Consider the following 25,440-nt stretch of genomic DNA (forward strand, 5'->3'; position numbering starts at 1 on the left):
ACGAATCCTTCCCTCCGGGGTGGTCCGGTTTGTCACGCTATCGGGGTGGGCCACGCCCCGCTCGCCGAACGAGCCGCACGGCGCGCCCGCACGCCGCGCGCCGCGCGCCTCAGCTGAGTTCCGCGAACGACTCCACCGCGGCCGTCTTGCCGGTGACGACGAGCACGTCGCCCTTCTCGATGACGGTCTCGGCGGTCGCGTACGTGAAGTCCTGGCCCGGCCGCTTGATGCCGACGACCGTCACGCCGTACTTGCTGCGGACCGCGCTCTGCCCCAGCGGCATCCCGGTGGCGACGGGCGGGGCGACGGTCTTGACCAGCGCGTAGTCGTCGTCGAACTCGATGAAGTCGAGCATCCGGCCGGTCACCAGGTGGGCCACCCGCTCGCCCATCTCGTGCTCCGGCAGCACCACGTGGTGCACGCCGAGCCGCTCCAGGATCTGGCCGTGCTGGCGGCTGATGGCCTTGGCCCACAGGTTGGGCACGCCGGCCTCCAGCAGGTTGGAGGCGATGAGGATGCTCGCCTCGATGTCCGAGCCGATGCCGACGACCGCGCTGGTGAACTCGTGCACCCCGAGTTGCTGGAGCACCTCGGGGTCGGTGCAGTCGGCGACGGCCGTGTGCGTGAGGGCGTCGCTGTGCCGCTGGACGAGCGCGTGGCTGGTGTCGATGCCGAGGACGTCCCAGCCCCGCCGGGTCAGCTCCAGGGCCAGCGAGCTGCCGAAGCGGCCCAGGCCGATGACGGCGACCCGCTGGTCGCCCGGCTCCGTCTCGGCGAGGCGCTTGCGGCGCCTGCGACGCAGGTTGTGCAGGTAGTTACCCAATGACAGGTCGCTCCTCGGGTAGCTGGTAGCGGCGGGTCCGCTCGCGCAGGGCGAGCGCCGAGACCAGGGTGACCGGTCCGATACGGCCGACGAACATGAGAAGGATCAGGATCAGCTGCCCGGCCGGCGGGACCTCGGCGGTGATGCCGGTGGTCAGGCCGACCGTGGCGAACGCGGACACCGCCTCGAACAGCACGGCCTCCATCGGCGCCTTGACCACGGTGAGCAGGGCCAGCGTGGAGGCGATGACGAAGCCGATGGCGAGCAGCGCCACGGTGAGGGCCTGGCGCAGGGCGTGCGGGGCGAGACGACGTCCCATCACCATGGAGTTGGGCTCGCCGCGCGCCTCGGCGAGCATCGCCGCGGCCAGCACGGCGAAGGTGGTGACCTTGATGCCGCCCGCGGTGCCCGCGCTGCCGCCGCCGATGAACATCAGCGTGCAGGTCATCAGCAGCGTGGAGGCCTCCATGGCGCCGATGTCGATCGCGTTGAAGCCGGCCGTGCGGCTGTTGGCCGAGTGCACGAAGCCGTTGAGGAGCTTCTCACCCCAGTCCAGCGGGCCGAGCGTGCCCGGGTTCTCCCACTCCAGCAGGCAGGTCAGGACGGTGCCGGTCACCAGCAGGGCGGCGGTGGTGATCAGGGTGAGCTTGGTGTGCAGGGACCAGCCGCGGCGGCCGGTGGTGCGCCGGCGCCTGCGGTGCCGCAGCACCTCCAGCAGCACGGGGAAGCCGATGCCGCCGAGGATGATCGCCACCGCCACGGGCAGCGTGACCCAGGCGTCGGTGACGTACGGGGTGAGGCTGTCGACGTGCAGTCCGAAGCCGGCGTTGTTGAACGCGGACACGGCGTGGAAGTACCCGAAGTAGAGCGCTTCGGGGATCGGCATCCCGTACCCGAACCGGAACCGCAGCGCGAGCCACGCGCCGACCGCCAGCTCCACCGCGAGCGTGCAGCCCGCGACGCCGAGCAGCACACGCCGTACGTCGCCGATGCCGAGGCTCTTGGTCTCGGCGGCCGCCGTCAGCTGCATCCGCAGCCGGAGCCTGCCCGAGACCAGCAGGGCGAGCAGCGAGGCCAGGGTCATGATCCCGAAGCCGCCGATCTGGATCAGCGCCAGGATGACGCCCTCGCCGAAGCCGCTCCAGTGGGTGCCGGTGTCGACGACGACCAGGCCCGTGACGCACACCGCGGACGTGGCGGTGAACAGGGCGGTGAGGACGTCGGTCCCGGAACCGCTCTGGGCGGCGGCCGGCAGGCTCAGCAGGACCGTTCCGCCGAGCACGGCCAGGCCGAAGGCCAGGACGACCGTGCGGGCCGGGTGGATGGTGAACAGGTAGTGCCCCACCCGCGTCGCGCGTCCTGCCACTTCTGTCCGGCCTTCCCCGTGTCGTGCGGTGTGCCGGTCGTCGGCCCGCTGAGGTATGTCCTCGCGACGTCGACGTCACGTCGACGTCACGTCAACGGCCCGGCGGGTCGTCACCCTACTCCGCCGGGCCCCTTGGCGACTCGTTGTGCGACCGTGCGTACACGCGTCCGTGTCGCGGGAGACGGCCGAACCGGTTCACCGCACCCGCCCCGCGTCCTCAGCCATCCGTCCCGGCCGGCCCCGGCGCGCCCCACACCGGGAACCAGCGGCCGAGGTCGGCCTCCATGCGCAGGTCGTCCGCGAGCAGGGCGCGGACCTGGAGCTCCAGGGCGTTGTCGCGTTTCTCGGCGCCGCCCGGCAGGGGCGCGAAGGGGTAGAAGGTGCCCCGTTTGTAGAGGTAGACGAGGGCGAGGGCCCGCCCGTCGGCGGGGTGACGGAAGCCGATCAGGGAGCACAGCAGGTGCGGTCCGAAGCCGGCGTCCTGGAGCAGCGTGTTCACCGCGTGCAGGTCGTTGACCAGCGCCGCCGTGTCGTCGGCCGGGTGCCGGGCGAGCAGCCAGGTGTAGCCGTACTCGTCCTCGCGGAACTCCACGGGCACCCCGCCCCGCCCGGTGTCCGCGTCGAGCAGGTCGCGGACGTCCTGCCGCACCCGGGCGAACGCCCCGCCCTCGACGCCCGCGAAGCACACGGCGCCCGCCCCGGTGGGCTCGAACCCGGTGCCCGCCTGGAGCGTGAGCGCCGCCCCCGGCACCCCGAACAGCCGGTCCAGGTCCGGCCGCACCGGCTTGCTGCGCCCGAGCAGTACGTCGAGGAACCCCATGGTGCCGCCCTCCTACCGGCCGAGCTGGGCGGACAGGCGGGCCAGCTGGTCCAGCCGCCGTTCGAGCGGCGGGTGCGAGGAGAGCAGCCGGCCGATGCTCTCCTTGGAGGAGAAGGCGGGCGCGAACCAGAAGGCGTTGTACGGCTCCGCCCTCCGCAGGTCCCGCGTGGGGATCTGGCCCATCTGCCCGGTCACCTTGGTCAGCGCGGAGGCCAGCGCCGACGGGCGGCCGGTGAGGAGGGCGGCGGCCCGGTCGGCGGACAGCTCGCGGTACCGGGACAGCAGCCTGGTCAGCAGGAAGCTGATGACGTACACGACGGCGCTGATCACCGGGATGAGCAGGACGGCGACGGCCGCCCCGCCGTCCCGGTGGCCGCCGCGGCCGAAGCCGCCCCACAGCGCGACCCGGGCCATGACACCGGCCAGGACCCCGAGGAACGCGGCGATCGTCATCACGACGACGTCCCGGTGGGCGACGTGCGACAGCTCGTGGGCGAGCACGCCCTCCAGCTCCTCCGGCTCCAGGCGCCTCAGCAGCCCCGTCGTGGCGCAGACGAGGGCGGTGTCCTGGCTGCGCCCGGTGGCGAAGGCGTTCGGCACGTCGGTCTCGGCGATGGCGACGCGGGGCTTCGGCATGTCGGCGAGCGCACAGATCCGGTCGACGGCGCCGTGCAGCTCGGGCGCCTGTTCGGGGGTCACCTCGCGGGCGCCCATGCTGTACGCGGCGATCCGGTCGCTGAACCAGAACTGGGCGACGAACAGCCCGCCGGCGATCAGCAGGACGACCGGCCAGGAGCCGCGCAGGAAGGCGAGCAGGGTCCCGACGAAGACCACGTACAGCAGCCCGATCAGGAACATCGTCGTGACCATCCGGGTGGTGAGACCCCGGTCGGCGACATAGCGCGAGTGGGACCGCGACCGCTCAGCGGACATGGCCCGCCTCCCTCCTCAGGCCCCCCTCACCTCGATTGTGCCCGTTTTGTCCCGACGGAATTCCGGGCCCGGCCCCGGCGGGGCCGCCCGCGCCGGGAGAGGTTTTCGGCCGGATTCGCGCGCGCACTCGGATCCCCGGCCGTTCTACGGCAATGTAGAAGCGGCGCCGGTCCGGGCCGCCACCCCCTCGGCCCGGACCGGCACGTCCGTCGTCGACGCCCGCCCGCGGGTCCGCCCGCGGACCGGCACGTCAGCCGTCCGCGTCGCCCGCGTCACCCTCGCCGCCCGCCGGCCGGCCGCCCTCGGCCCGGTCGAGGAGGTCGCGAAGCAGCCGCGCGTCGCCCGGCGTCAGCGCTGCGGCGAAGCGCGCCAGAACGGCCTCCCGGTCCACCTCCGCCTCCAGGACCCGGCGCATCCGCAGCGCGGCGAGCCCGGCCTCGTCCGCGACCGGCGCCCACACGAAGGACCGGCCGGAACGCTCCCGGCCGACGACCCCCTTGGCGTACAGGCGGGTCAGGATCGTGATGACGGTGGTGTACGCCAGTCCGCCCCCCAGGCGCTCCCGCACCCATCCGGCGTTCACCGGGCCGGGCGCCCGGCGCAGCGCGGCGAGCACCTGCGCCTCCAGCTCGCCCTGGCCGCGCCTGCGCGGGTGGGGCGGGCCGCCCCCGGTCCCGTCCGTCATCCCGTGTTTCCTCCCGCGGACGCGCCCCTCTGCCCACCCCGGCGGCCGGGGTGCCATACTGCGGGTGCAGCCCTTCGCGTATCCCCCGTCGCGAAGGGCTGCACCATTTGCCCGGCCGTCGCGGCTTTGCAGGCCGTTTGCACCCGGGCAGAGTCCGGCACGGACAAGGGACTCCCCTCGTGGCCCCCTGTCCGTGTTTTTTCGAGTTAACAGTGACGTAGAGTGTTTACGCAAGCCCGCTCCGCCCGAAGGCCGCCCGAAGCCCGTCCGAAGGCCGTCCGGCCGGGGCAGGGGAAGGGTCGGTACAGTACGAGCCCGTTGACCGCGCAGGAGCGGCGGACGCGAACGCGAACGTGGGGACCGGGGATGGACAACGGCGGAGAGCACACCGCGCCTGAGCTGAGAACGCTCCAGCAGAAGGTCGCGTACATGGTGGAGAAGACCTTCCCGGGCCAGCGGGTCTCGGGCCGGGCCTTCGCCGACCTGGTCAAGGAGCGCGGCGGTTCGCTGTCGCACAGCTATTTCTCCAACATCCTCGCCGGGAAGGTGACCCAGCCGTCCGAGGAGATCCTCAAGGCGCTGGGGCTCGGCTTCGGCGTCGACTGGCGGTTCTTCAAGGAGGAGTCGGAGGTCGTCGACGACGTCGTCGCCGGGCTGCAGTTCCTCGCGAAGCGCCGTACGGGCGAGATCAGCGGCCTGGCTGGCCGCGGCGTCGACGACGACGGACTCCCCGCGGAACTGCTGGAGTTCGCGCTGTCCCTGCTGGAGGACGCCAAACGGGACCGGCCGGGGGACGAAGACCCGAGCGACTGACGGGCACACGTTCACGCCGGTTGGCTAAACTCGCCGATCGCAGGTCACAGCCCGCGTGACTCCGATCAAGAGGTCCCCATGTCCGAGCGGTCCATGCGTGCACTGCGCAAAGAGTGCGAAGCGGGCCTGGCCGACCTCCCCATCCCCGCCCCCTTCAGCATCCCCGCGCTGGTCGCGAACATGGAGGCCGCCCGCGGCCGCAGGATCGTCCTGCAGGCGCTCCCCGACCGGCTGGCCCGCGTCAACGCCGCCTGCGGACTGCGCCTGAAGTCCGGCGACACCAGCTTCGTCCTGTACCGCAAGCGCCCCACGACGTACCAGACGCAGCACGTCATCCTGCACGAGCTGTGCCACGAGTGGTTCGACCACGGCACGAGCCTCGACGCCGAACAGCTGCGCCGCCTCCTGCCGGTCTTCGACACCTCGCTCATCAACCGGGTCGTCGCCTCCGGCACGACGATCCAGGCCCGCGCGCAGTACGACACGCACGACGAGCGCGTCGCGGAGTTCGGCGCCTCCCTCATCCCCCGGATGGCACGGGACGTCGCGAGCGACGACATGGTGGGACGGCTGGCGAACTCGCTGTCCAGACCGGTCGCCCACAAACGCAGAGGCCTGTTCCGCCGCACGTAGAGCCCCGCACGCCCGGCCGTCGCCCCCCGATCGCCACGCGTGCGCCCCCCACCCCCCACCACCCCCCGACCCCCGAGGATTCCCGTGACTCCCCTGGACCTGGCCGACTACCTCATAGCCGGTCTGATGACGGCAGTGGCGCTGTGGCGGATGCCGGCCGCGCTGTGGGGCGACGAGGAGGACAAACGCCGCCGGGCCCTGTGGGGCTGCTACGCGGGCTTCGCCGCCGCGCTGTGGACGAAGACACCGATCGTCCGCACCAGCCTCAACAACAGCCCGGTGGTCGACCTCGCCGTCCTCATCAAGCACTACACGGCCACCGTCGCCATCCTGGCGATCCTGTCCTACATCGTCGCCATCTACGGCACGTACCCGGAGGGCGGCGCCGTGCCCCGCCACGTGCGGTTCGCGCGGCTCGTGCAGCAGGTCGCGGCCAAGGCGTCCGTGGCGACGCTGATCCTGCTGACCGTCCTGTTCTTCACGGTGGTGGACCGGTCGGTCCCCTCGGACCGGTTCGTCTCCGACCACGCGGGCCAGTGGGGCGCCACGCTCTACATGACCGTGTTCTACACGTACTTGGGAGCCGCGTCCGCCGTCTGCGCCTACCAGTGGATGCTGGCCACGGCCGACGCGGCGCTGCGGCACCTGCGGATCGGCCTCGGCATGATGACGGCGGCGATGTTCATCGGCGTCGGCTACACGCTCAGCCGGACGCTGTTCCTGTGGATCAGTGTCGTCACCGAGCCGACCCACTCCTTCGCGGAGACCTTCGACAAGGCGACGGAGGCCGCGCAGGTCGTCCTGTTCGCGCTGTTCGCGATCGGCGCGTCCATCCCGGCGTTCAGCAAGGGCTGGCGCCGGGTGCGGCTGTGGCGGGCGCAGGTCGCGCTGCACCCGCTGTGGCGGGAGCTGATGACCGCGTTCCCGGACCAGCCGTTCGCCCCGCCCGCCTCCCTCGTACGGGAGCTGACCCGCTTCGACACCCCGGCCGACCTGCGCGTCGACCGGTGGGCGGCGGACATCGCGGACGCCGTGGAGAAGCTGCGCCACTACGTCCCGCACACCCTGCTGCCCGCGGCCCGGGAAGCCGCCGGCTCGGCCGGCGCGTCGGCCGACGCCTACTGGATCAAGGCCGCCCTGGCGGCGAAGGCGGCGGGCGCGGAAGCGGGCCCGGCGGCGGCGTTCGACACCCGGCACGCCACGGACCAGGACGACGAGGTGGCGTGGCTGGTACGCGTCGCGGCGGCGTACAGGTCGGTGCCGGAGGAGGCGGCGAGGGCGCTGCTGACGGTGACGGCGGCGGGTGCGGACGCGGCACCCGGATCGGCATCCGGCACGGCCTCGAAGGGCCCGACGGCATGACGGCGACCGACACGACTGCTCAGGAAGCCGCCCCCACCCAGGTGGTGGCGCGCCGGGTCACGGACGTCTTCCAGCCCCGCAACGTCCTCCTGGTCGGCATGCTGGCCATCGGCCTGGCCACCGCGGGCGACTGGACCGGTCTGCCCTGGGGCCTCCTCGGCGCCCTGTGCGCAGGCATCGTCCCGGCGGGCTACATCGAGTGGGAGCGGGGCCGCGGCAAGTGGGGCGACCGGCACGTCGTGGACCGCACGAAGCGCGCCCCGATCTTCTTCGTGATCCTGGGCTCCATCGGTACGGGTTCCCTGGTGATGGTCCTGGGCGGCGCCCCGGCCGGCATCCTCGCGGCGATGCTGGCGCTGTGGGTGATGACGGTCGGCCTGCTCACCGTCAACACGGTGTGGAAGATCTCGGTGGACGCGGCGGTCGCCTCGTCGGTGGTCGCCCTCCTGGCCGCCGCGCACGCGCCGTGGTGGCTGCTCGCGTACGGGATGACGATCGCGGTGTGCTGGTCGCGCGTGGCCCTCGGGTACCACACCACGGCCCAGACGGTCGCGGGAGCGTCGCTGGGCGCGGCGACGGCGACGGCGTTCCTGTTCGTCTGAGCGGCGAACTCCCTTACGCGCGAGGGAAGAAGCCCGCCCCAAGCGAACGTTGCACACGAACATGGCTGTCATCCACCACACCACCATGACCCCGACCAAGCTGGAACTGCTGGCGTCCTGGCTGCCCGCGCAGCCCTGGTACGCGGGCCCCGAGGCACCGGCGCCGACCAATGCGGGCGGTTTCCGGCTCGACGACCCGGAGGGCGAGGTGGGGATCGAGTTCATGGTGGTCGCGGACGACCGGGACGGGGCCCCCGTCGCCCACCTCGTGCCGATGACGTACCGGGGCGCACCCCTGGAGGGCGCCGAGCAGGGCCTGATCGGCACGTCGGAGCACGGGGTGCTGGGGACGCGCTGGATCTACGACGGCACGCACGACCCGGTCCTGGTCACCCAGCTCCTGGCCCTCCTGCGGGGCGACGCCGTACCCCAGGCCCAGAGCCTGACCGACACCCCGGACGAGACGGTCACGGCGAGCGCGGAGACGGCCGCCGTACCGGCGGACCCGGGCACGTGGACCGTCCACCACGACGAGGCCGGCACCCGCATCACCCTGGAGAAGGCAACCTTGCACATCCACCGCGCCCTGACCGCCACCACACAGCCGGCAGAGGCCGCCCAGGGCCACGTCACAGCGGGCTGGACGCCCGAGGCGGGCACGGAGACCCGATCTGCGTTCGTGACCCTGCACCCGACAACGCGCTGATCCCCGCGCACCGGGCGGCGGCCGGACACGGCCGCCGCCGACCTCGGGGGCGTTCGACGGATTCCCTCCGGTCAGCCCATCGGGTAGTCGTAGCGAACGAACCCGTGGAATCGGGCCACTTGGTCGTACAGAGCACGCGCAGGGGCGTTGTCCTCCTTGGTCGTCCAGTACAAGCGGGACGCACCCCGCTCCCGCGCAGCGTCGGCCACCCGCTCGATCAGCGCCCGCGCCACACCCCGCCCGCGCGCGGCCTCGTCGACGAAAAGGTCCTGGAGATAACAGCCGCCGGCATCCCACACCGTCGCGTGGAAGAGATAGTGCGCGATGCCCACCAACTCCTCGTCGGCCCAGGCCCCGAAGGCCCGCACCTCGCGCCCGTCCAGGATCCGCCGCCACGTCTCCTCGTACCCGTCGTCGGCGACCTCGGTCCGGTAGAACGCCTTGTAGCCACGCGCCAGCACTTCCCACCGCGCACGATCCCCGGGCCCCAGCAAGCGTATGTCGATCACGCGGCCATGCTCGCACAGGCCATTGGCCCGCCCAGCTGCGCTACGGGCCCCCTCAGGCTCCGGCCAAATACCCCGCCCGTCCCTCGTCGTCCACGTCGAAGGGGCCCTCCGGGATGACGCAGAACTCGTTGCCCTCCGGGTCGGCCATGACCAGGAAGCCGCCTGCGGTGTAGGTGTCGAGGCGGTGGCCGCCCAGGGATTCGATGCGGGACCGTTCCGCCGCCGGGTCCGGGGCGGAGACGTCGAAGTGGACGCGGTTCTTGCCCGTCTTCGGGGTGGTCGACTTCTGGAAGGCCAGGCCGGGGCCCTCCTCGCGGGTGAGGAAGACGTAGGGGCCGATGCGGGCGGCCACGCTCCTGCCGAGGACCTCCGCCCAGAATTCCGCCAGGCGTTCCGGGTCCTCGCAGTCGATGACGATGTCCTTGATCTGTGGCATGCGGCGATCCTCGCAGGCCCGGCACGCCAAGTGCGTGGCAGCAAAGGTGGGTTATTCGTCATTGCGGACATCCGGAGCCGCTTGAAGAATCGAGCGCATGACACGGCAGCGTCTCCACGCGAGCGGTAAGGACGTGCTCGTCGTCGTCTTCGACGACGTCCAGAGCCTCGATGTGACCGGGCCCGTCGAGGTGTTCACCGGCGCCGGTCATGCCGCCGGCGACCCCGGCCGCTACCGGGTCCGCACCGCGTCCCCCGACGGGCGGGCCGTACGGACGTCGAGCGGGATCAGGATCACGCCCGACCTCGCCCTCGCCGACGTGGAGACCCCGCACACCCTCCTCGTGCCCGGCGGCCCCGGCACCAGGGCCGGCGACCGGCGGCTCGTCGAGTGGCTGCGCGTCCACGGCGGCCGGGCCGAGCGACTGGTCTCCGTCTGCACCGGCGCCCTCGTCCTCGCCGAGGCCGGACTCCTCGACGGGCGACGCGCCACCACCCACTGGGCCTTCGCCCCGAAGCTCGCCCGCGACTACCCCTGCGTCGACGTCGACCCCGACCCCATCTACGTACGGGACGGCCACGTCGCCACCTCCGCCGGCGTCACCGCCGGCATCGACCTCGCCCTCGCGCTCGTCGAGGAGGACCTCGGCCGCGACATCGCCCTCACCGTCGCCCGGCACCTCGTCGTGTTCCTGCGCCGCCCCGGCAACCAGGCCCAGTTCAGCGCCCAACTGTCCGCGCAGACCGCACAGCGCGAGCCCCTGCGCGACGTCCAGCGCTGGATCAGCGAACACCCCGACGCCGACCTGTCCGTCACCGCCCTCGCCGAACGCGCCCGGCTCTCACCCCGGCACTTCGCGCGCGCCTTCCGCTCCGAGACCGGCACGACACCCGGCCGCTACGTCGACCGCGTACGCCTCGAACACGCCCGCCGACTGCTGGAGGACACCTCCGACAGCGTCGAGGAGATCTCCCGCTCCTGCGGATACGGCACCCCCGAGGCCATGCGCCGCGCCTTCGTCAAGGCCCTCGGTTCCGCGCCCGCCGAGTACCGCCGCCGCTTCCGCGTCACCGCCGTCCAGCCATGAGTCTCTCCGTACGTCGCCCGTGCCTGCCCACCCAGGCATGAGCCAGGACCGCACCTCGCCCCCACCTGCCCGCCCAGCCACGAACCGCGCCCGCGCGACCCCCACACCTGACCGACCAGCCATCAGCCGTGACCGCACCTCGCCCCCACCTGCCCGCCCAGCCACGAACCGCGCCCGCGCGAGCCCCGCACCTGCCCGACCAGCCATCAGCCGCGCCCGCGCGTCGCCCACGCCTGCCCGACCCGCCACGGACGCGCCCGCACCTCGACCGCGCCCGACCGCCCCGCCATCCGAAAGGACCGCACGCGCATGCAGATCGCCATCCTCCTCTACGACGAGTTCACCGCCCTCGACGCCATAGGCCCCTACCAGACCCTCAGCGCCCTCCCCGGTGCCGAGACCGTCTTCGTCGCCGAGCAGGCCGGGCCCGTCCTCGACGACAACCGGGTCCTGTCCCTCGTCGCCGCGAAGTGCCTGGACGAAGTCCGCCGGCCCGACATCGTCGTCGTCCCCGGGAGCGGCCACCCGAACCTCAGGAACCAGGCGGTCCTCGACTGGCTGCGGGCCGTCGACGCCACCTCCACCTGGACCGTCTCCGTGTGCACCGGATCGCTGCTGCTCGGCGCCGCCGGCCTGCTCGAGGGCCGCCGGGCCGCCACGCACTGGCTGGCCCTGGAGCACCTGCCGCGCTTCGGCGCCGAGGCGACCGGCGAGCGGGTCGTCTTCGACGGCAAGTACGTCACGGGCGCCGGCGTGTCCGCCGGCATCGACCTCGGGCTCGCCCTCGTCGGGCGCATCGCCGGGGACGCCCACGCGCAGGCCGTCCAGCTGATGATCGAGTACGACCCCCGGCCGCCGTACGACGCGGGCTCCCCCGACAAGGCCCCGGCCGACGTGGTGGCGGGCTTCCGCCGCAACGGGCTGCCCGTCGACGCGTAGGCGGGCCGGGCGCCCCGGGAGCCGCCTGGCTGGTCGCGTCGGCACCACCTGGTCCGCCACCACCGCCGCCGGCTCGCGGTGGCGGCCTTCGTACCGCACCGATTCGTACCTCACTGAACCGAAGGGAAGTACCCCGATGGACCGCCGAGACGTCCTCCGTACCGCCGCCACCACGGTCGGCGCCGCCACTCTCGCCGCGACCGGCATCGGCACCGCGACAGCCGCGACCGGCACCGCGACACCGGCGCAGCGGGCATTACGCGTTCACGTCGTCCTCTTCGACGGCGTCGAGGAGCTCGACTTCGCCGCCCCGTACGAGGTGTTCTCCCTCGCAGGCCGGGTCGGCTCCCGCCCGGTCGACGTCCAGTACGTCACCGCCACCGGCCCCGGCACCGTCCACGCCGCCTACGGCACCGAGATCCGGGTGCGCCGGCGCTGGGCGCCGCACGAGGCGGACGTCCTCGTCGTGCCGGGCGGCGGCTACCAGCGCCCCGACGCCCCCGGCGTACGGGCCGAGATCGCGCGCGGCACCCTGCCCCGCGCCCTCGCCGCCGCACCCCGCGAGGGCCTGACGATCACCTCGGTGTGCACCGGCGCCATGCTGCTGTCCGCCGCCGGGATCACCCGCGACCGCCCCTGCACCACCCACCACCTGGCCCGCCCCGACCTGGAGGCGCAGGGCGGGATCCTGAAGGACGCCCGCGTGGTCGACGACGGCGACCTCGTCACCGCCGGCGGCATCACCTCGGGCCTGGAGCTGGGCCTGTGGATGGCCCGCCGCGAACTGGGCCCCGAGACCGCGCTCAAGGCCGAGACCGCCCTGGAGTACGAGGCACGCGGCACCGTCTGGACACGCACGCCGCGCACACGCTGACGCGGGCCGGATGACGGCGGTCGGCCGGGCCCGGGGCAGTCAGCCGACCGCCCGCCCCACCGCCACGCCCAGGTACACCGCGCCCAGCGACACCGCCGTCGTCACGACGACGTTGGCGGCGGCGAGGCCCCGCGATCCCGAGCGGGCGAGGCGCAGGGTCTCGTACGAGAACGTCGAGTACGTGGTGAGCGCGCCGCACAGCCCCGTGCCGAGCAGCGCGTACGCGGGCGCCGACACCGCGGCGCCCGTCAGCACGCCGAGGACCAGCGAGCCCAGCAGGTTGACCGTGAGCGTGCCCCACGGGAAGACGGTGTCGTGGCGGGCCTGCACGGCGCGGTCCGTCAGGTACCGCAGGGGCGCGCCGACGGCGCCGCCCGCCAGGACGAGGAGCCAGGTCACCCGGGGGTCCTCCTGCCCCGGAAGCGGATGACCTCGCAGTCGTCGAGGGTCACCAGGCCCTCCCCCACCAGCTCGTCCAGCTGCGGCAGGAAGCCCCGGACCCGCGCCTCCTCGTCCACGATCACCACCGCCACCGGCAGGTCCTCGCTCAGCGACAGCAGCCTGGACGTGTGGATCAGCGACGACGCGCCGAATCCCTCGACGCCCCGGAACACGCTCGCCCCGGCCAGGCCCGCCTCGTGCGCGCGGTGCACGATCTCCGCGTACAGCGGCCGGTGGTGCCACTGGTCGGACTCGCCGACGAACACCGTCAGCCGCAGCCCCCGCCCCGCGGCGGGCCTCGCCGCCGTCTCGTCGTCCGTCCTCGCGCGGTCGTCGTCCGTCATCGTCCGGGCCGTCCTCTCGTACCGCTCCGCCGCTCCAGCACCCGGCGCGTCGCCCCGGCCGCCAGCGCGACCGCCGCCAGCGCCACCACCAGGGTGCCCGCCAGGTACGCGACGGCCGTCCGCGCCTCGCCCCGGTCCACCAGACGGTGCACGTCCACGGCGTACGTCGAGAAGGTGGTGAAGCCGCCGAGCACGCCCGTACCGACGAAGGGGCGCAGCAGCCGGTGCGGGCGCCGCGCCTCGTCGAGCACCGCCATCAGCACGCCGATCAGCGCGCAGCCGACCGCGTTGATCCACAGGATCGCCCACGGGAACGCGTCCGGAGCGGCGGGCCACGCCAGCGACACCCCGTACCGGGCCGCGGCCCCCAGCGCGCCGCCCGCCGCGACCGCGCCGATCACGGGCCACTCCCGCAGCGCGGTCCCGGCACCGTGCGACGTCGTCATGGCTCCGGAGCCTAGTTTGCCGCTCCCTCTGCGGTGTACCCGGCCCGGCGAGAAACCCACAGAACGGAACAACGGGACAAACAGGACGAACAGGGATCGACGAACAGCGATCACAGGAGGCGAATCCCATGACATCCATGGTTGTCGGCGACATGCTGCGCAGCTACCCCGCCGACCTCGGCCGCGTCGACCGCGACGCGCTCGTGCGCTGCATCGAGGAGTGCGTGTCCTGCGCCCAGGCGTGCAGCGCCTGCGCCGACGCGTGTCTGTCCGAGGAGCACATCGGCGAACTCGCCAAGTGCGTGCGCACCGACCTGGACTGCGCCGACATCTGCCAGACCACGGCGGCGGTGCTGTCCCGCCACACCGGCTACGACGCGAACCTCACCCGCGCCATGCTCCGGGCCTGCGCCCTCGCCTGCTCCACCTGCGCCGACGAGTGCGAGCGCCACGCCGAGCGGCACGAGCACTGCCGCGTCTGCGCCGAAGCCTGCCGCCGCTGCGAGCAGGCGTGCAACGACCTGATGGGCTCGCTCGGGTAGCCCGTCACCGGGAGGTCAACCAGCGAGGAGCCGGGCCACCAGGGCGTCCATGTCCACCCGCTCCTCGCCCTCCGGCACCATCTCGTACGTCCGCTCCAGGAACCGCTGGAGCGAGTCCTCCGCCACCGTGAAGTCCGCCTGTCCGCACAGCTCGATGTGCACCCCGGGCCGTACCCGTACGTCGCCCTCGCCCACCGGCCGCCGCATGCCGTCCCGCAGCATGCCCCGGTCCAGCCGCCACTCCGCGTAGACGAAGGTGCCGTCCGTGAACGCCACCGTCACCGCGTACGGGTCGGCCGACGCGTCGTACGTCATATGAGCCAGCACCGGCAGGTCGTCGAGGCGCATGAAGAGCTTGTCGTGCAGGACCGTGCTCATGGCATCCCTCCAAGATCGGGGCCCGGGGTACGGGCGGGCCGGTGTCCGCTTCCCCCAGTGCCCCGCAGGAGCGCGGCCTATCCTGTTCGCCCGAGCAGGAGTGAAATCAGTCGCATATCCCCTTTCGGGGCTCACCACACGACCCTCCCTCCGCCTAACGTGGGCGGATGCCCGCGCCCCACTCTCCTCTCTCCGAGATCGCCGCGACCTACGCGCCGCGCTTCGCCGAGTTCGCCTTCGAGCCCGGCTTCGTCGCGGCGGTGGACCAGCACGTCGCCGCGCTGCGGGAGCGGATCGGGGCCGGTGGCGGGCCGGGGCTGATCCCCCACCCGCCCGCCCACGACGCCCTGTCGGACTACGCCCTCGGCTTCCTGGACGCCCTCGCGGAAACGGGCTGGGAGGAACCGCCGGGCCACGACTACGCGGTCTGCCGCCTCACAGCCATCTGCTGGCTGATCCACGAACACGGCCTCCTGAACGCGGCATAGCCGCCGACACGTCCGCCACCGCCGTTCCGCCGTGGCTTGCGCCGCGGTTCTCGCTGTGGCGCTGTCGCGCCGTTCCGCCGTTGTGGGCCGGCGTCGCCGGTGCCGCCGGTCCGTCGTTGTGGGCTGGCGTGGTGGTGCCGCCGTTTCGTCGTTGTGGGCAGTCGTTCCGCATGGGGGTCCCCCCTGGACGTAGTCCTTGGGGGAGGAACGGGTGGGCACAACGACGGAACGGCCACCCGGCCTGAGGGCCCACCCCCGGCGCGCACCACGACGGTGGGGAGTCCGGTGGCGGCCCGGGGGTCACGTGCTCAGATTGGCTCGCTCGGGGCCACGACAGCGAAACGTCCCAGCACCGCCAATCCTGCGCGCGCGACCCCCGGTCCACCCCCGTTACGTGCGTGGGCGGCTCTCCCCCGGTGGGGGTGGGGTGGGTGGGACCGCCCGCCCGTGGGCGGCTCACCGCCGGTGGGGGGGGCCGGTCCCGTCGGACAGGCGTTCCCCAGGCTCCGGGAGCCGGAGGCGCGGCCCGCGCGGGTCACATGGGGTCCACGCCGCCCCGGCGTTCCCGTTCCTGCTCCCGCTGCTGCGCCATCGCGTCCTCCCGCCCCGCCATGTACGCGGAGGCCCCGGTGCGGGCCCGCGCCGACTCCGACTCGGCCGCACTCAGCCAGCGCTCCATCCGCTGCCGCATCGGCACGATCGCCCCGCCGCCGACGCCGACGATCAGAATGCCGGCCGCCGCCGCGAGCACCGCGTACAGCACCGGCTGCGTGACGGCCGTGGCGATCCCGGCCTGTCCCAGCGCGGCGATCACGCCCAGGGCGACGATCACGCCCCAGACGACCGTGGCCACGGTCCGCCCGTACGAGACGCCCGACAGGACGCCCTGCACGATGCCGCGGACGGCGTTGGCGATGGCCATCGCGACGACCACCAGGACCAGGGCCACGATGGCCCTCGGCAGCCAGGCGACGATGCCGTTGATCATGTTGCTGATCGGGTTGGGCCCGAACACGCCGAACGCCAGCTGCAGGGTCACCAGCAGCAGCGCGTAGTAGACGACCTTGCTGATGATCCCGGTGGCGTCGTACTTGGAGTTCTGCAGCATCCGGGACGAGCCCGCGCGTTCACTGAGGCGTTCGAACCCGACCCGCCTCAGGACCCGGTCCAGCGCCTTGGCGATCAGCTTCGACACGAACCAGCCGATGGCCAGGATGACCAGGAAGGCCACGAACTTCGGTACGAACTGGGCGACCTTCGACCAGGCGTCGGATATGCCCTGCTGAAAGTCCACCGCCAGGGCGGTGGCGGTCGTGACGTGCTGGGACATGAGTGGCCCTCCACTCGAGAAGCCCCCCGCGGACGCTTTACTCCTTCGTGGATATCAGCCGGGTGCGCACCCCGCCCGCCCCGGCCGCCCCGGCGACCGCCATACGGATGACACACGGCGGGTGTACGGGGGTTCAGAAGCGGTCCGGGTACGTCACCGCGAGGGCGAGGTAGCCGACCAGGGCGACGGCCACGACGATGCCGACGACGGTCTCGGTCATCACACCTCCTGGAGGAAGGGAGGGGGAAGTGTCCCCGCCCGGCCACTCTGCCGCGCCGACGCCGGGGAGCCCGGCCCCTTGACGCCTCCCTGACGACGCGCGCCGCCCTCTTGGCGTAACCCGTACGCGTCCGCGTAGGCCGGTCGGCGCACACCGCTCTGCGAACCGGCCGTCCCCTCCCTACCGTGGCTGAATGATCGTCAGTTCTTCGGCCCGGATGGCGGCCGGCGCGACCGCCTTCCTGCTGCTGTTCATGCTGCTGCCGCTGCTCGTCATGTCGCAGGCCGCGGCCGCCGCCCCGCGTCCCGGTGAGCCCATGCCGCCCCGGCCGTCCCCGCGGGTCGACCCGGCGCTGCTGCACCGGCCCGGCACGCAGGTGCGCCTGCCGCCGGGCGTGGCGCGGCCGCCGGAGCTTTCGGCACGCTCGTGGCTGGTGGCCGACGCCGTGTCGGGTGATGTGCTGGCCGCGTACAACGCCCACCGCAGACTGCCGCCCGCCTCGACGCTGAAGGCGCTGTTCGCACTGACCGTGCTGCCCCGGCTGTCGCAGAGCACCCGGCACACGGTGACCGAGAAGGAGCTGAACGGGATCGGCTCGGGCAGCAGCCTGGTCGGTGTGAAGGAGGACGTCACGTACCGCGTGGCGGACCTGTGGCGCGGGGTGTTCCTGCACTCCGGGAACGACGCGGTGCGCGTCCTCGCCGGGATGAACGGCGGCTGGGCCGCGACCGCCCGCCGGATGGAGGCCACGGCCCGCTCGCTCGGGGCGCTCGACACCCGCGTGGTGTCGCCGGACGGGTACGACGCCGAGGGCCAGGTCTCGTCGGCGTACGACCTGGCGGTCTTCGGCCGGGCGGGGCTGCGGAACCCGGACTTCGCGCGCTACTGCGCACTGCCCTACGCCGAATTCCCGGCGGGGGGCTGGGCGTACGGCATCCGCAACACCAACCGGCTGCTCACGGGCGACGACGGGGTCTCCCGCTACCCGGGGATCATCGGCGTCAAGAACGGCTACACCAGCAACGCCGGTCACACCCTCATCGCCGCCGCCCGCCGGGGCGACCGGACGCTCGTCGTGTCCGTGATGGACCCGCGCCGGGGCGGTGCGCACGCGGTGTACGAGGAGGCCAGGGAGCTGCTCGACTGGGGCTTCGGGCCCGGCGCGAAGGCGCAGCCGGTGGGGTCGCTGTTGCCGCCCCCGCCACTGGCCGCGACGGCCGCCGCCCCGTCCGGCGCGGCGGAGCCGGCGGCACAGGCGGGGCCACGCGGCTCGGCCGGGCCGCGTGGCTCGGCGAGCAGCACGCCCGTACCCGTCGGCTCCCCATCGACGAAGACCCCCGCGAAGGCGAAGGCGATGGCGAGTGCCGCGGCCTCGCCGCGGGCCGGGGCGCACGGCGAGGGCGGCGGCCCGGCGGCACCCGCCCCCGGCCCGGTGGCGGCGGGCGCCGCCGGAGCCGGGGACGAGGCGCCGAGCGCGGTCCTGCCCCTGCTGGTGATCGGCTCGGCGTGCCTGGCCGCCGCCACCATGTGGTGGGCGCGGCGGCGGGCCCTGCGCTGAGCCGGCGCGGTTACGACGCGGGCTCGGGCTCGCCGCTCCCGTACGGGCGGGTGATGATCTCCATGGCCTGCCCGGACGGGTCCATGAAGTACACGCCACGCCCGCCGTCGTTGCGGTTGATCTCACCGGGCCGCTTCTGGTGCGGGTCGGCCCAGTAGGTGATCCCCAGCTTCTTGATCTTGTCGAAGGCCTCGTCGAACTCGGGCTCGGAGATCAGGAACGCGTAGTGCTGGGTGGTGATGTGCTCGGGCGGCACCGTCGCGAAGTCGAGGGTGACGCCGTTGGCGGTCTGCACGGGGAGGAAGGGCCCCATCTCCGGCCCGACCTCCAGGCCCAGGATGTGGGCGAGGAACTCGGCGGACTCGCGACGGTCCTTGGCGGCGATGATGGTGTGGTTGAGCTCTACTGACACGGTGGAATGCCTCCGTAAGGCAATCTCACGGGCACCTCCATGCCTCACCCGGTCGGTGACCGACACGCGATGCCGTACCTCGAGCCTAAGAAGATCGTCCGCGATCCGTCGAGCGGTTTTCGGACAACCATGCGACCCCTGGCGGACCGCCGCCCTCACCTCCGCAGCGCCCACCGCTGTACGGCCTCCAGCGGGCCCGTCGAGAAGCGGCGCAGCCACAGCGTCGAGCCGATCAGGAGCACCGCGGAGACCGCGGCCCACAGGCCCATCACCCACCACGGCCGCCACGCGTCGCCCAGCCGCGCCGCCAGGCCCAGGCCGAAGCCGTACGCGACGAGCACGCACAGCAGGTTCTGCAGGACGTAGCCCGACAGGGCGGTCCGGCCCACCGAGGTGAGCGCCCCCATCAGCGGCCCGGGCCGCCGCACGCGGTCCACGAGCGCGCCGATCAGCCCCATGTAGCCGACCGCGACCAGCGGGGCCGCCACGTACCGGCCCAGCAGGAACCAGTCGCCGCCCGCCACGGCCACCGCCACGTTCAGCGGCACGCCGAGGCCCAGGCCCCAGGCCAGCATGCGGGACCGGAGGCGCCGCGCCGTGGCGTCCGCGCCGAACGCGCCCGCGCGGAAGAGCCGTACGCCCAGCAGGAACAGGAACACCAGTAGCCCGAACGACAGGACCGGCTCCAGGCGCAGCGCGATCGCGTTCTCCAGCCGGAAGGCGATCTGGTCGCCCCAGCTGCCGTGCGCGTACAGGTCGCGCACCTCGGGCGAGACGCCGCCGCCGTCCCCGGAGTCCGCGGCGAGGACCAACGCGGCCGTCAGCAGCCCCATGAGGGTCAGGTGGACACCGGCCGCCCAGGCCATGGCCCGGCGCTGGGCCCGCAGGGAGCGGGTGAGCAGCCAGGCCACGAGCAGCGCGGTCACGGCGTAGCCCATCAGCACGTCCCAGGCGAAGACCAGCACGAAGTGCACCGTGCCCTCCGCGAACAGGAACAGCGCCCGCCACCGGTACCGGCCGGGCCACGGCTGTCCGCGCCGCTCGGCCGACCCGTACTGGATGGCCAGGCCCACCCCGAACAGGATGGTCAGCATCGACAGGAACTTGCCGTCGGCGAGCAGCCGGAACACGCTCTCGGCCGCGTCGGGGAACGAGCCGAACGACGGGGACAACTCGCCCTGGAGGACGCCCCATTCGGCTCCGGGCCCGGTGAAGACCCAGACGTTCGTCATGAGCGTGCCGAGGATCGCGGCGCCGCGCAGGATGTCGAGGAGCGGCAGCCGGCCCTTGCCCGTGGCCGTGGCCGCGCCCCCGTTCGAGACCATGGTGTCCGTCATGTCCCCATCGTCGGAGCGGCGATCCGCCGTTTCGTCGTGACGGGTGACGAACCGCCCCTGCATCGAAGGATGTAGTGGGCGCGCGGGGGTCGTCGGTCAGTACGGGGTCCTGCGGCCCGCGATGTACACCCTGAGCCGCCGCGTGTCCTGTTCCGTCCACCCCTCCGGGGGCACGACCGCCGCCCATCCGTCCACCGGGCCCGCGCCGTAGCGGTGGCCGTGCGGCGCCTGTACGCCGTAGCTGACGGCCATGTCGACGGTCGTCTGCCAGAAGGCCACGAACGGGAACCAGTTGATCTCGGTGGTGATGTCGGGGCCGAGGGGATCGTCCATCCACTCGGGCCGTTCGAAGAGCAGGTCGGTGGACCACCACACGATGGGGTCGGAGGCGTTCTGCAGGTACACCAGGCGCGGGAAGTCCCACGGCTTCCCGGCCGGCCGGCGCAGGTCGGTCGCGGCGAACTGGGCGACCCGCACGTGCCGCCCGTCGTCGTACTGCGGGCGCCACACCGGGCTGCCCGGGTCGCGGCCGCCGCGCACCTCCCCGGAGATCGGCGAGAAGTTGGGGGTGCCCAGCAGCAGCCCGCCGTCGGTGGAGGCCAGCAGGTCGTCCAGGCCGTCGAAGGACGCCTCGACGGCGTACGCGCCGAGGCTCTCGCCCGTGACGACCAGCTTGGGGCGCGCGGCCTGCGGCAGGGCGGAGACCCGGGCGCGTACGGCGTCGACGAGGGCGCGGGTCGCGCGGCCGGCCTTCTCCTCGTCGACGAGGAAGGACAGCCAGGAGGGGAGGTACGAGTACTGGACGGCGACGATCGCGGTGTCGCCGCCGTGCAGGTACTCCAGCGACTGGGCCACGTTGGAGTCGATCCAGCCGCTGCCGGTCGTGCCCGCGACGGCCAGCACCCTGCGGGTGAACGCTCCGGTGCGTTCCAGTTCGCGGACGGCGAGCCGGGCCTGTGCGCGGAACGGCTCGTTCTCGTCGGTGCGGCCGGGGAACGCCCGCGGCAGCTGGGAGCTGATGTAGACGCGGACGGGGTCCTTGGCGGGGCGGCCCGTGAACGCCGCTATCTGGCGGCGGGTGGGCACGGTGCCGGTGAAGTTGCGGCCCTGGTAGCCCAGGTCCTGCCAGCGCACCAGCGAGCCGGGGCCGCCGGAGACGTACCGGGACGAGGGGCGCCGTACGCCGTCCTTGGTGCCGCGGTTGGTGGTCTCGGCGATCCGGTCGGCGATGTCGACGACGCCCCGGTCGAAGACGACGTCGCGGACCCCGACGGTGACGATCAGCGCGGTCAGGACCAGCCCCGTGGAGACGGCGACCGGGCGCGGGAGCCAGCCGCCGAGCGCCCGGATCAGCCGCCGCGCCCCCAGGCGTACGAGCCGGGCGACGACCAGGAGCAGCGCGCACAGGGCGACCGCGATCAGCGCGATCATCATGGTGTGCCAGGTCAGCGCGGGCGGCAGGCCCTGTAACCGGCGCAGCCTGCGCTGCATGTCGGCGCTCTCGGAGATGAGCAGGCCGGCCAGGACGGGGCCCAGCACCCAGTACGCCTGCCAGCACCGCACTCGTACGGCCTGCCGCACGGAGGCCCGGGGCCGCCACGGCACGAGGGCGCGGGCGAGGCCGGCGAGGGTGGCGCCGACCGCGTACCCGATGGCGGCGGTGATTCCGCCGATGACGCCCTGGAGGATCCACGGGCGCGGGACGAGCGAGGGCGTCAGCGACAGCCAGAAGAAGAAGGTGGCGACGCACAGGGCGGTCAGATCGGGCCAGCGGCGGACGACCCGGCGGGGGTCGGCGGGGTCGCGGTAGGGGCGGGCGGCGAACCCGGTGAGGGCCTTCAGGGCGGCGCGCCCCTGGCGGGCGAGGCGCGGCCCGCCGGCGTGCAGCAGGGCGGTGCCGGCGGCGCGTCCGAGGGCCCCGTACGCCCCGGCCACGCCGTGCCCCAGCCGATCGCCGGAGCTCGCCGGCTGCCCGGCGGCCCGCCCCCCGGCACTCATGCGCCGAACGGTAGCCGGACGCTCTCGACGAACGCGAACAGGTTGGTCCGCATCCGGTCGATCCTCTCCTCCAGGTTCAGCGACTCCTCGTACCGCGCGGACCGCAGGGCGGGCTGCCGCTTGCCCCGCACGTAGAGCGGGCACGCCAGGTCGGCGCAGATGTACAGGCCGACGGTGTTGCCGTCCCGCCCGGCGGCGCCGGCGCGCGGCGCGGCGAACAGCGCGACGCCCGACGAGGCGTGCCCGGTGAGGCAGATCCGGCACAGGCTGGACTTCACGGCGCTCGTACGGGACTTCTCCGGCACGCGCAGGCTGATCCCGACCGGGGCCTCGCCCGGTGCGTCGGGCGGCAGGACGAGATGGGCGCGCAGCGGGGCGCCGGGGTCGCGCCAGCCCAGGAAGTCGAGGTCCTCCCAGGGCAGTTCACCGAAGTCGGCCGGGAGCTTGAGGCGGGCGGCCTCCCCCTTGGTGCAGTTCACGAAGGAGGCGCGTATCTGTTTCTCGGTGAGAGGTTCCACGTGAGGGGACCGTACGGAGGCCGCCCGCATATGTCATCCGATTTTTCCCGTTTGATTCGCACTCTGTGGGTACTCGGTGGCCATGAGTACACAATCAGCGACTCCGAACACCGGTGGTGGCGCCAAGGCGACCACCTCCAGCCAGCCGATCTCGCTGGCCCGGGAGATCCAGGGCCGCGTCCGCACCTGCAGGCCCGCACGTACGGACAGAGAGCCGGAGGACCCCGCGGCGCAGGACTGGAACATCGTGCGGGGTGAGGACTGAAGCGCTACTCCATCAGGTGGGCGTAGCTCCTCGGGTGCTTCGCCAGGAACTCCCGCAGTGACATGGGCGCGTGTCCCGTCAGCCGTCGTACGGTGTCGGAGACCGCGCCCAGCTCACCGCGGGCCATGGCCTCGTACGAGGTGACCCATCCTCTGACCTCCCACTCCGGGGCCCCGTAGTGGGCGCGCGACGCGTACGCCTCGGCCCTGGTCTCCGGCAGGTAGCGGATGGTCCGCCCGGTGGCGCGGGACATCTCCTCGGCGGCCTCGGCGAGGGTGAACGCGACGGGCCCGGTCACGTCGTAGGTCGCCCCGTCGTGCGCCGGGGCGTCCAGCAGCACCACGGCGGCGACATCGGCGATGTCCGCATGGCCGACGGCGGCGACCCGGCCGTTGCCGGCGGGACCCCGGACGACGCCGTCACGCCCGGTCATCGCGGGGATGGCGGCGAGGTACCAGCTGTCCCGCAGGAAGGTGTGCGCGAGGCCGTCGTGGGCGCGCACGTACTGCTCGGTGTGCCAGTGGTCGCGGGCGAAGGTGAACGTGGCGTCGGGCGCGGCGCCCTGGAAGGACAGATAGACGATCCGCTCCACTCCGGCCGAGATGGCCGCGTCGACAGCGGACCGGTGCTCCTCCACCCGCCCGGGCCACTCGTGCGCGGACACGAGGAACAGGGTGTCGGCGCCCTCCAGCGCGGCGCACATGGCCTCTCGGTCCCCGTACTCGGCTCCCGGTGCCTTCACCGCCCCCGGGACGTCCGGGATCCGCGCCGGGTCCCGCCCCACCTGCCGTACGGCCACGCCACCCGCCACCAGGCGGTCGACGACCCGCCGCCCGACACGCCCACTGGCCCCGGTGACGGCGACGACTCCTGGGCTCGGGCTCATGCCCGCAGTCTCCGCCGCCACCGTCCGTCCGGCACGCGGAGCCGGTCCGACCGGGGCACGGGCGGTGCCGCCGGCCCGCGCTCACGTGTCGGGGCAGTCCGCCTGAACCCACGTGGCGGTCAGATCCCGGCAGACGACGTACAGCGTGCCGGGCCGCAGGGCCACTTCGTGGGAACAGCCGTGCGGGTGGGGAAGCACCTCGTCGAGGATGACGGTCCCGAGCCCGGCGAGCACATCAGGGTGGGGAATGTCGACCCGGACCTCCGCGACGTCCGCGTAACGGATCACGAGATCCTCGTCGTGCTTCCAGCAGTTGTGCCGGAAGAAGGCCTCGACGTCCGGACGGTCGCCGCCGGGCAGACCGAGCCGCTGCAGCACCAGGTCCTTCGTGCAGCGCTTGCCGCCGAAGCTGTAGTGCGCCGGGTCTTCGGCGAAGGCGCGGGCACCGGCGGGCAGGTCCCGGACCAGCTCGGGCAGGCGCTCGAGGTAGCGCGCGGGGCTGATGACGCCCGTCAGTTCACCTACCCGCGCCTCGAGTTCGACGTACCGCACTGGTCTCTCCTGCCTGCCGCGCGTGCCGCGGCCCGCGATGGGCCGTCATGATCGCATGGCCCCGGGACGGTCACATCACCCGGGCGAAGATGCGGGCGCCGTTGTGGAACGTGATGGTCATGCCCTGCTGCGTCGACCACCGCTCGACGACGGCGATCTCGGGGTGCTCCGCCTGCAGGAGGGTGGCCGCCATCCACCCTTCGGGCCCCTCGCCCGGCTGCGGGGCGTCACCGGCCGCCGGGGCGCCGGTCACGGGATCGTCGCTGAAGTTCTCGTGCTTGGCGCCTTCCGGGAGCTGCCCGAGGAACTGCCACCGGACCTCACGGTCGGTCGTGACGACGACGCCGTACGGATGCTTGGTGTCGCCCGCGTCGGCGAGCGTCTGAACATGGCTGGCGGTGGACCTGTTCTTGACGACGCCGATGACGAATTCGACGAAGCGGGCGGGACGCATCTCTGACCATTTCCTCTCGCCGGGGACGAGGGTGGTAACGAAGAGCCGTCGCGAGAGTCACCGCCGGCGGTCAGTCCTCGCCAAGCCGCTTGTAGAGGTGCACGTCCTCGTGCCCGCCGGGGACGCCGGGGGTGCGACCGGTGACCACATAGCCGAGCTTCTGATAAAAGCCGGGCGCCTGGAACGAATACGAGGACACGGCCACGTGCCGGCACCCGCGCCGCCGCGCCTCCTCCTCGGCGGCCTCCATCAGCCGCGTCCCCAGCCCGGAGCCGCGCTGGTCGTCCCGCACCCACAGCATGTGGATCTCGCAGCTGTCGCCCCAGGTCCATCCGGTCAGCCCACCGATGACGGCCCCGTCGTCGTCGGTGGCCCGAATGGCCATCTCGTCCCCGTCGTCGGCCCCGGTCGCCCGGGCGTTGAAGGCCGTGAGGGCCTCGTCCAACAGGTCCGCCAGCTCCTTGTCCTCACCACCGGTGGTGAGCTTCATCCGCCGTCGCCTCCTTCACACGCGCAACACCCCGGGTCTACCACGGAATTGCCGCGAGGCCCCGCCCGAACGCCGCAGTCCGGCCACGGCGCACAGTCCGGGTCCGGCACGGGATGCACGTACAGATCCGGCCGGGCCCCGGACGCGCCGTCCGGCATGACGATGCGCTCCTGACGCGACCCGAGCGGCCCCC

At 73.1% G+C, this 25,440-nt stretch carries 33 protein-coding genes; 12 read left to right on the plus strand and 21 right to left on the minus strand.

Annotated elements, in window-relative coordinates; all coding sequences use genetic code 11:
* Positions 1–109: 109 nt before the first annotated feature.
* The 5 genes from ABEB09_RS15455 to ABEB09_RS15475 form a co-directional block, all read right to left on the minus strand.
* Positions 110–823 (minus strand): potassium channel family protein, encoded by a 714-nt coding sequence (locus ABEB09_RS15455; RefSeq protein WP_345690494.1) that lies wholly within the window; start codon positions 821–823, stop codon positions 110–112.
* Complete coding sequence (locus ABEB09_RS15460) at positions 816–2,189, minus strand: TrkH family potassium uptake protein (RefSeq protein WP_345690495.1); 1,374 nt, start codon at positions 2,187–2,189, stop codon at positions 816–818. The genes ABEB09_RS15455 and ABEB09_RS15460 overlap by 8 nt, the downstream gene beginning before the upstream one ends.
* Before the next feature lie 217 nt (positions 2,190–2,406).
* Positions 2,407–3,009: a PspA-associated protein PspAB gene (pspAB, locus tag ABEB09_RS15465; protein ID WP_345690496.1), complete on the minus strand. Its 603-nt coding sequence runs from the start codon at positions 3,007–3,009 to the stop codon at positions 2,407–2,409.
* A 12-nt stretch (positions 3,010–3,021) separates the two neighbouring features.
* Positions 3,022–3,942: a zinc metalloprotease HtpX gene (gene htpX / locus ABEB09_RS15470; RefSeq protein ID WP_345690497.1), complete on the minus strand. Its 921-nt coding sequence runs from the start codon at positions 3,940–3,942 to the stop codon at positions 3,022–3,024.
* 250 nt (positions 3,943–4,192) lie between these two features.
* Complete coding sequence (locus tag ABEB09_RS15475) at positions 4,193–4,627, minus strand: BlaI/MecI/CopY family transcriptional regulator (protein WP_345690498.1); 435 nt, start codon at positions 4,625–4,627, stop codon at positions 4,193–4,195.
* Positions 4,628–4,993: 366 nt separating this feature from the next.
* On the opposite strand from ABEB09_RS15475, the gene ABEB09_RS15480 reads away from it, so the two are divergent.
* From ABEB09_RS15480 to ABEB09_RS15500, 5 genes are all read left to right on the plus strand, one after another.
* Complete coding sequence (locus ABEB09_RS15480; RefSeq protein WP_345690499.1) at positions 4,994–5,440, plus strand: hypothetical protein; 447 nt, start codon at positions 4,994–4,996, stop codon at positions 5,438–5,440.
* Positions 5,441–5,518: 78 nt separating this feature from the next.
* The gene (locus ABEB09_RS15485; RefSeq protein ID WP_345690500.1) at positions 5,519–6,073 is read left to right on the plus strand and encodes a toxin; all 555 of its coding nucleotides are present in this window, start codon (positions 5,519–5,521) and stop codon (positions 6,071–6,073) included.
* An 84-nt stretch (positions 6,074–6,157) separates the two neighbouring features.
* A complete protein-coding gene (locus ABEB09_RS15490; protein WP_345690501.1) occupies positions 6,158–7,435 on the plus strand; it encodes an MAB_1171c family putative transporter in 1,278 nt (425 codons plus the stop codon).
* Positions 7,432–8,037, plus strand: a complete 606-nt coding sequence (locus ABEB09_RS15495) for a phosphatase PAP2 family protein (protein WP_345690502.1) — start codon at positions 7,432–7,434, stop codon at positions 8,035–8,037. Before ABEB09_RS15490 ends, ABEB09_RS15495 begins: the two co-directional genes overlap by 4 nt.
* Before the next feature lie 61 nt (positions 8,038–8,098).
* Positions 8,099–8,743, plus strand: a complete 645-nt coding sequence (locus ABEB09_RS15500) for a maltokinase N-terminal cap-like domain-containing protein (protein ID WP_345690503.1) — start codon at positions 8,099–8,101, stop codon at positions 8,741–8,743.
* A gap of 71 nt (positions 8,744–8,814) precedes the next feature.
* Here ABEB09_RS15500 and ABEB09_RS15505 read toward each other — a convergent pair whose 3' ends face one another.
* Entirely contained in the window at positions 8,815–9,252 is a 438-nt protein-coding gene (locus ABEB09_RS15505) for a GNAT family N-acetyltransferase (protein WP_345690504.1), read from the minus strand.
* A 52-nt stretch (positions 9,253–9,304) separates the two neighbouring features.
* Positions 9,305–9,688, minus strand: coding sequence for a VOC family protein (locus tag ABEB09_RS15510; RefSeq protein ID WP_345690505.1), 384 nt, complete (start codon positions 9,686–9,688; stop codon positions 9,305–9,307).
* Positions 9,689–9,785: 97 nt separating this feature from the next.
* On the opposite strand from ABEB09_RS15510, the gene ABEB09_RS15515 reads away from it, so the two are divergent.
* The 3 genes from ABEB09_RS15515 to ABEB09_RS15525 all read left to right on the plus strand — a co-directional run bounded on the left by ABEB09_RS15515 (position 9,786) and on the right by ABEB09_RS15525 (position 12,588).
* Positions 9,786–10,775, plus strand: a complete 990-nt coding sequence (locus ABEB09_RS15515; RefSeq protein WP_345690506.1) for a GlxA family transcriptional regulator — start codon at positions 9,786–9,788, stop codon at positions 10,773–10,775.
* A 309-nt stretch (positions 10,776–11,084) separates the two neighbouring features.
* Positions 11,085–11,714, plus strand: coding sequence for a DJ-1/PfpI family protein (locus ABEB09_RS15520; protein ID WP_345690507.1), 630 nt, complete (start codon positions 11,085–11,087; stop codon positions 11,712–11,714).
* A gap of 136 nt (positions 11,715–11,850) precedes the next feature.
* On the plus strand, positions 11,851–12,588 hold the full coding sequence (locus tag ABEB09_RS15525; RefSeq protein ID WP_345690508.1) for a DJ-1/PfpI family protein: 738 nt from the start codon (positions 11,851–11,853) through the stop codon (positions 12,586–12,588).
* A 39-nt stretch (positions 12,589–12,627) separates the two neighbouring features.
* On the opposite strand, the gene crcB (ABEB09_RS15530) is transcribed toward ABEB09_RS15525, so the two are convergent.
* Genes crcB (ABEB09_RS15530) through crcB (ABEB09_RS15540) form a run of 3 tightly spaced genes read right to left on the minus strand, consistent with a single transcriptional unit; the run spans position 12,628 to position 13,819 of the window.
* Complete coding sequence (gene crcB / locus ABEB09_RS15530) at positions 12,628–12,987, minus strand: fluoride efflux transporter CrcB (RefSeq protein WP_345690509.1); 360 nt, start codon at positions 12,985–12,987, stop codon at positions 12,628–12,630.
* Positions 12,984–13,373, minus strand: a complete 390-nt coding sequence (locus ABEB09_RS15535) for a DUF190 domain-containing protein (protein ID WP_345690510.1) — start codon at positions 13,371–13,373, stop codon at positions 12,984–12,986. The genes crcB (ABEB09_RS15530) and ABEB09_RS15535 overlap by 4 nt, the downstream gene beginning before the upstream one ends.
* Positions 13,370–13,819: a fluoride efflux transporter CrcB gene (gene crcB / locus ABEB09_RS15540; RefSeq protein WP_345690511.1), complete on the minus strand. Its 450-nt coding sequence runs from the start codon at positions 13,817–13,819 to the stop codon at positions 13,370–13,372. Before crcB (ABEB09_RS15540) ends, ABEB09_RS15535 begins: the two co-directional genes overlap by 4 nt.
* A gap of 128 nt (positions 13,820–13,947) precedes the next feature.
* Between crcB (ABEB09_RS15540) and ABEB09_RS15545 the strand changes: the two genes are divergently transcribed.
* Complete coding sequence (locus tag ABEB09_RS15545; protein ID WP_345690512.1) at positions 13,948–14,361, plus strand: four-helix bundle copper-binding protein; 414 nt, start codon at positions 13,948–13,950, stop codon at positions 14,359–14,361.
* A gap of 15 nt (positions 14,362–14,376) precedes the next feature.
* On the opposite strand, the gene ABEB09_RS15550 is transcribed toward ABEB09_RS15545, so the two are convergent.
* Complete coding sequence (locus ABEB09_RS15550) at positions 14,377–14,739, minus strand: SsgA family sporulation/cell division regulator (protein ID WP_345690513.1); 363 nt, start codon at positions 14,737–14,739, stop codon at positions 14,377–14,379.
* A 167-nt stretch (positions 14,740–14,906) separates the two neighbouring features.
* On the opposite strand from ABEB09_RS15550, the gene ABEB09_RS15555 reads away from it, so the two are divergent.
* Complete coding sequence (locus tag ABEB09_RS15555; RefSeq protein WP_345690514.1) at positions 14,907–15,227, plus strand: DUF6401 family natural product biosynthesis protein; 321 nt, start codon at positions 14,907–14,909, stop codon at positions 15,225–15,227.
* A gap of 535 nt (positions 15,228–15,762) precedes the next feature.
* On the opposite strand, the gene ABEB09_RS15560 is transcribed toward ABEB09_RS15555, so the two are convergent.
* Positions 15,763–16,557 (minus strand): mechanosensitive ion channel family protein, encoded by a 795-nt coding sequence (locus tag ABEB09_RS15560; RefSeq protein ID WP_345690515.1) that lies wholly within the window; start codon positions 16,555–16,557, stop codon positions 15,763–15,765.
* A 133-nt stretch (positions 16,558–16,690) separates the two neighbouring features.
* Positions 16,691–16,780: a K(+)-transporting ATPase subunit F gene (gene kdpF, locus ABEB09_RS15565; RefSeq protein ID WP_345690516.1), complete on the minus strand. Its 90-nt coding sequence runs from the start codon at positions 16,778–16,780 to the stop codon at positions 16,691–16,693.
* Positions 16,781–16,970: 190 nt separating this feature from the next.
* On the opposite strand from kdpF, the gene ABEB09_RS15570 reads away from it, so the two are divergent.
* Positions 16,971–18,335, plus strand: a complete 1,365-nt coding sequence (locus ABEB09_RS15570) for a D-alanyl-D-alanine carboxypeptidase family protein (RefSeq protein WP_345690517.1) — start codon at positions 16,971–16,973, stop codon at positions 18,333–18,335.
* A gap of 10 nt (positions 18,336–18,345) precedes the next feature.
* On the opposite strand, the gene ABEB09_RS15575 is transcribed toward ABEB09_RS15570, so the two are convergent.
* From ABEB09_RS15575 to ABEB09_RS15590, 4 genes are all read right to left on the minus strand, one after another.
* Positions 18,346–18,747: a VOC family protein gene (locus tag ABEB09_RS15575; RefSeq protein ID WP_345690518.1), complete on the minus strand. Its 402-nt coding sequence runs from the start codon at positions 18,745–18,747 to the stop codon at positions 18,346–18,348.
* Between the two features lie 155 nt (positions 18,748–18,902).
* Positions 18,903–20,084 carry a DUF418 domain-containing protein gene (locus ABEB09_RS15580; protein WP_345690519.1) on the minus strand — a complete coding sequence of 394 codons (1,182 nt, stop codon included), beginning with the start codon at positions 20,082–20,084 and terminating at the stop codon, positions 18,903–18,905.
* 96 nt (positions 20,085–20,180) lie between these two features.
* Positions 20,181–22,082, minus strand: a complete 1,902-nt coding sequence (locus ABEB09_RS15585) for an alpha/beta hydrolase (RefSeq protein WP_345690520.1) — start codon at positions 22,080–22,082, stop codon at positions 20,181–20,183.
* Positions 22,079–22,600: an FBP domain-containing protein gene (locus tag ABEB09_RS15590; RefSeq protein WP_345690521.1), complete on the minus strand. Its 522-nt coding sequence runs from the start codon at positions 22,598–22,600 to the stop codon at positions 22,079–22,081. The genes ABEB09_RS15585 and ABEB09_RS15590 overlap by 4 nt, the downstream gene beginning before the upstream one ends.
* An 82-nt stretch (positions 22,601–22,682) precedes the next feature.
* Between ABEB09_RS15590 and ABEB09_RS15595 the strand changes: the two genes are divergently transcribed.
* Positions 22,683–22,865 carry a hypothetical protein gene (locus ABEB09_RS15595; RefSeq protein WP_345690522.1) on the plus strand — a complete coding sequence of 61 codons (183 nt, stop codon included), beginning with the start codon at positions 22,683–22,685 and terminating at the stop codon, positions 22,863–22,865.
* A 4-nt stretch (positions 22,866–22,869) separates the two neighbouring features.
* On the opposite strand, the gene ABEB09_RS15600 is transcribed toward ABEB09_RS15595, so the two are convergent.
* The 4 genes from ABEB09_RS15600 to ABEB09_RS15615 form a co-directional block, all read right to left on the minus strand.
* Entirely contained in the window at positions 22,870–23,751 is an 882-nt protein-coding gene (locus ABEB09_RS15600) for an SDR family oxidoreductase (RefSeq protein ID WP_345690523.1), read from the minus strand.
* Positions 23,752–23,832: 81 nt separating this feature from the next.
* Positions 23,833–24,303 (minus strand): hypothetical protein, encoded by a 471-nt coding sequence (locus tag ABEB09_RS15605; RefSeq protein WP_345690524.1) that lies wholly within the window; start codon positions 24,301–24,303, stop codon positions 23,833–23,835.
* 70 nt (positions 24,304–24,373) lie between these two features.
* On the minus strand, positions 24,374–24,757 hold the full coding sequence (locus tag ABEB09_RS15610; RefSeq protein WP_345690525.1) for a hypothetical protein: 384 nt from the start codon (positions 24,755–24,757) through the stop codon (positions 24,374–24,376).
* Positions 24,758–24,827: 70 nt separating this feature from the next.
* The gene (locus ABEB09_RS15615) at positions 24,828–25,247 is read right to left on the minus strand and encodes a GNAT family N-acetyltransferase (RefSeq protein WP_345690526.1); all 420 of its coding nucleotides are present in this window, start codon (positions 25,245–25,247) and stop codon (positions 24,828–24,830) included.
* Positions 25,248–25,440 lie beyond the last annotated feature (193 nt).

The organism is Streptomyces coeruleoprunus, assembly GCF_039542925.1.
GTDB classification, from domain to species: Bacteria; Actinomycetota; Actinomycetes; order Streptomycetales; family Streptomycetaceae; genus Streptomyces; species Streptomyces coeruleoprunus.